This is a genomic window from Anaeromusa sp., from assembly GCF_028691475.1.
GTDB lineage: Bacteria > Bacillota > Negativicutes > Anaeromusales > Anaeromusaceae > Anaeromusa.
This window is the reverse complement of record NZ_JAQUZF010000176.1, coordinates 1-3,797: the sequence shown is the minus strand read 5'-3', so window position 1 is coordinate 3,797 and position 3,797 is coordinate 1. Positions and strand designations below refer to the sequence as shown.

The window sequence follows — 3,797 nt, the reverse complement described above, 5'->3', positions numbered from 1 at the left end:
TTTTGACGGATCCGTCTTATTGCGGTCAAATTGTCACGATGACCTATCCTTTGATTGGCAATTACGGCGTAGCTGAAGCCTTTGCTCAGTCGCGGCAGCCGTTTGTTAAAGGGTTTATCATCGGCGAATTGTGTCAGACTCCAAGCAACTGGGAAATGGAAGGCAGCTTCGGTTCTTATTTGCAGCGCTTCAATGTTCCCTGCTTATATGGAGTGGATACTCGGGCCATTACGAAGAAAATTCGCAACCATGGTACGATGAAGGGGATTATTGTATCCGAAGAAGCAGCGCAGGCTGATGTGGACGCTTTATTGGCGAGCGAGCTTAGTTGCTGCCAGGTCATGGACGTAACCACCAAGGAAACCTATCATATGAGCAACCCAGGCGGTCTGAAAGTGGCGGTGCTGGACTTCGGCATTAAGCAAAACATTCTTAATTCCTTGCATCAGCGCGGCTGCGACATTACGGTTTATCCGGCGACAGTGAGCGCCGAAGAAGTGCTGGCAAGCAACCCGGACGGCGTCTTTTTATCGAACGGACCTGGAGACCCCAAGGACTTACAGGATATTATCCAGATGGTCCGGCAGTTATTGGAGAAAAAACCGCTCTTTGGCATTTGCCTGGGTCATCAGATTCTGGCGTTGGCGTTGGGAGCAGATACGTATAAGCTGAAGTTTGGTCATCGCGGCGCGAATCAACCGGTTAAAAACCTATTGACAGGCAAAGTGCATATTACTTCGCAGAATCATGGCTATTCCGTCAAGGAAGAGTCCTTGAAAGGTCTGGACGTTACCATCAGCCACCGGGCTGTAAATGACGATACAGTCGAGGGTATTCGTCACAATACGCTGCCGTTGTTTTCCGTGCAGTACCATCCGGAAGCCGCGCCTGGACCGGATGATAATACCTATTTATTTGAAGAATTTATGCAGTTAATGGGGAGGGCGTAACCATGCCGAAAAAGGAATATCTCAAGAGGGTCATGGTCATTGGCTCGGGCCCCATTGTTATCGGCCAGGCTGCCGAATTTGACTATGCCGGCACACAGGCTTGCCGGGCGTTAAAAGAGGAAGGGTTGGAAGTAGTTTTGGTCAACTCCAATCCAGCGACGATTATGACGGACGCCAATGTGGCGGACCGCGTGTATATCGAACCACTGACCGCTGAATTTTTAGCGGAAGTCATTGAAAAAGAGCGCCCGGATGGTCTTTTGCCTACTCTTGGCGGTCAGGTTGGACTCAATCTGGCGGTTGAGCTGGCGGAAACCGGGGTGCTGGAAAAATTCAATGTAGAGTTGCTGGGAACATCCCTGAAAGCCATTAAAAAGGCGGAGGACCGGGAACTGTTCAAGGAAACCATGCAGTTTCTCAACCAGCCCATTCCAGAGAGCACGATAGTAGAGGATTTAGATGCGGCGCGGGAATTCGCCAATGAGATCGGTTATCCGTTGATCGTGCGTCCGGCATATACGCTGGGCGGTACCGGCGGCGGCATTGTGAATAATGATGATGAGTTGGATGAAGTTGTCGTCAGAGGGATTAAGTACAGTCTGATCGGTCAGGTGCTCATTGAGCGCAGCGTGGCCGGCTGGAAAGAAGTCGAATACGAAGTCATGCGGGATGCCAATGACAATTGCATTACCGTTTGTAATATGGAAAACATTGACCCTGTAGGCGTGCATACCGGCGACAGCATTGTTGTGGCGCCGTCGCAAACGCTGACCGACGCCGAATACCAGATGCTGCGTACGGCTTCCTTGGATATTATCCGCGAGCTGGGCATTGAGGGCGGCTGTAACGCTCAGTATGCCCTGGATCCCAAAAGCCGCCGCTACTATGTTATTGAAGTAAATCCGCGCGTCAGCCGCTCTAGCGCCCTGGCCTCCAAGGCGACAGGTTATCCGATCGCCAAGGTGGCCAGTAAAATAGCCATTGGCTATACGCTGGACGAAATCACCAACGCTGTTACCGGTAAAACCAAGGCTTGCTTCGAGCCATCCTTGGACTATGTGGTAGTCAAGTTCCCCCGCTGGCCTTTTGATAAATTTGTTTTGGCTGACCGCACCCTAGGAACACAGATGAAGGCGACCGGAGAAGTCATGTCCATTGACCGGACGCTAGAAGGCGCGCTCTTGAAGGCTGTTCGTTCCTTGGAAATCGGTTTGAACCATTTGGAACTGCCGGATTTAGCAAAGCTGGATGACGCGGTATTGCGTAAAAAACTGCATGCTATTGACGACGAGCGGCTCTTTGTGATTGCCGAGGCTTTGCGCCGCGGCGTAACGGTGCAAGAAATTCACGGCATTACCAAGATTGATATTTTCTTTTTGGAAAAGATGCGCAACATTGTTTCCATGGAGGCGCGTTTGCGCACAGACGGCTTAACGGAAGCCAATTTGCTGCAGGCGAAAAAATGGGGCTTTACGGATCGCACCATTGGTCGCCTGACAGGCAAAGAAGAGCTTGCAATCAGAGAAGAACGTAAAACCCTTGGCATTCTGCCTACGCATAAAATGGTAGATACCTGCGCCGCTGAGTTTGAAGCGGCTACGCCTTACTACTATTCGGCGTACGCCCAAGAGGATGAAGTGGTTCCGAGTGATCGCCGCAAAGTGATGGTGCTGGGTTCCGGGCCGATTCGTATCGGACAAGGAGTGGAATTTGACTACTGCTCGGTGCATTCTTCTTGGGCCTTGCGGGAAATGGGTCTTGAAAGCCTGATCGTCAACAACAATCCGGAAACGGTAAGCACAGACTTTGACACCTCAGATCGGCTGTATTTTGAGCCGCTGACGCCGGAAGACGTGCTCAATATTATTGATAAAGAGAAACCAGAGGGCATTATTGTTCAGTTTGGCGGGCAGACGGCTATCAATCTGGCTGGGCCGCTGGCCAAGGCCGGCGTGAAGGTGCTGGGCACTTCCGTGGATGACATCGACCGCGCCGAAGATCGGGAACGCTTTGATGCTTTATTGGAAGAACTCAATATTCCTCGGCCGAAGGGTGAAACCGTCACCAATGGCGAAGAGGCAGTTGTTGTTGCTAACTCCTTGGGCTATCCTGTAGTGGTGCGTCCGTCGTATGTACTGGGCGGCCGGGCGATGGAAATTGTCTATAACGAAGCGGAGCTGCGTGATTATATGGGGCGGGCTGTGAAAGCGTCGCCAGAGCATCCGGTGTTGGTGGACCGCTATATGCAGGGCAAGGAAGTGGAAGTAGACGCCATTTCCGACGGCGTGGATGTAGTTATTCCCGGCATCATGGAGCATGTGGAGCGCGCTGGCGTGCATTCCGGCGACAGCATCGCCGTTTATCCGCCGCAGACGCTGGAGCAGCGTACTATGGACACCATTGTGGACTATACGCAGCGTATGGCCAAAAGCCTAAAGGTCAAAGGCCTTCTGAATATCCAGTATGTTGTATATGAAGGTGAAGTATATGTGATCGAGGTCAATCCTCGTTCCAGCCGTACAGTTCCCTTCCTCAGCAAGGTGACTTCTGTGCCGATGGTTAATGTGGCTACCCGTTGCGCTCTGGGGCATACTCTAAAGGAGATGGGTTATACGCCGGGACTGGTTCCTTTTAAGCCGTATATCGCCGTCAAGGCGCCGGTGTTCTCCTTTGGCAAGATGCAGCAGGTGGACATTTCATTAGGACCTGAAATGAAATCAACCGGCGAAGTTATGGGTATTGACTATCATTATGCCAGAGCGCTCTACAAGGCGTTGGTAGCGGCAGGAATGAACATTCCCGCCCATGGCTCGGTGCTCTTTACGGTTGCGGACAAAGACAAGGAAG

At 51.8% G+C, this 3,797-nt stretch carries 2 protein-coding genes; both read left to right on the top strand.

Annotated features, from left to right (window positions below; all coding sequences use genetic code 11):
* Positions 1–950: glutamine-hydrolyzing carbamoyl-phosphate synthase small subunit (gene carA / locus PHF27_RS13770; protein WP_300071274.1), on the top strand; the 950-nt coding region annotated here is incomplete at its 5' end.
* A gap of 2 nt (positions 951–952) precedes the next feature.
* On the top strand, positions 953–3,797 hold a 2,845-nt coding region (gene carB, locus PHF27_RS13765), incomplete at its 3' end, for a carbamoyl-phosphate synthase large subunit (protein WP_300071271.1).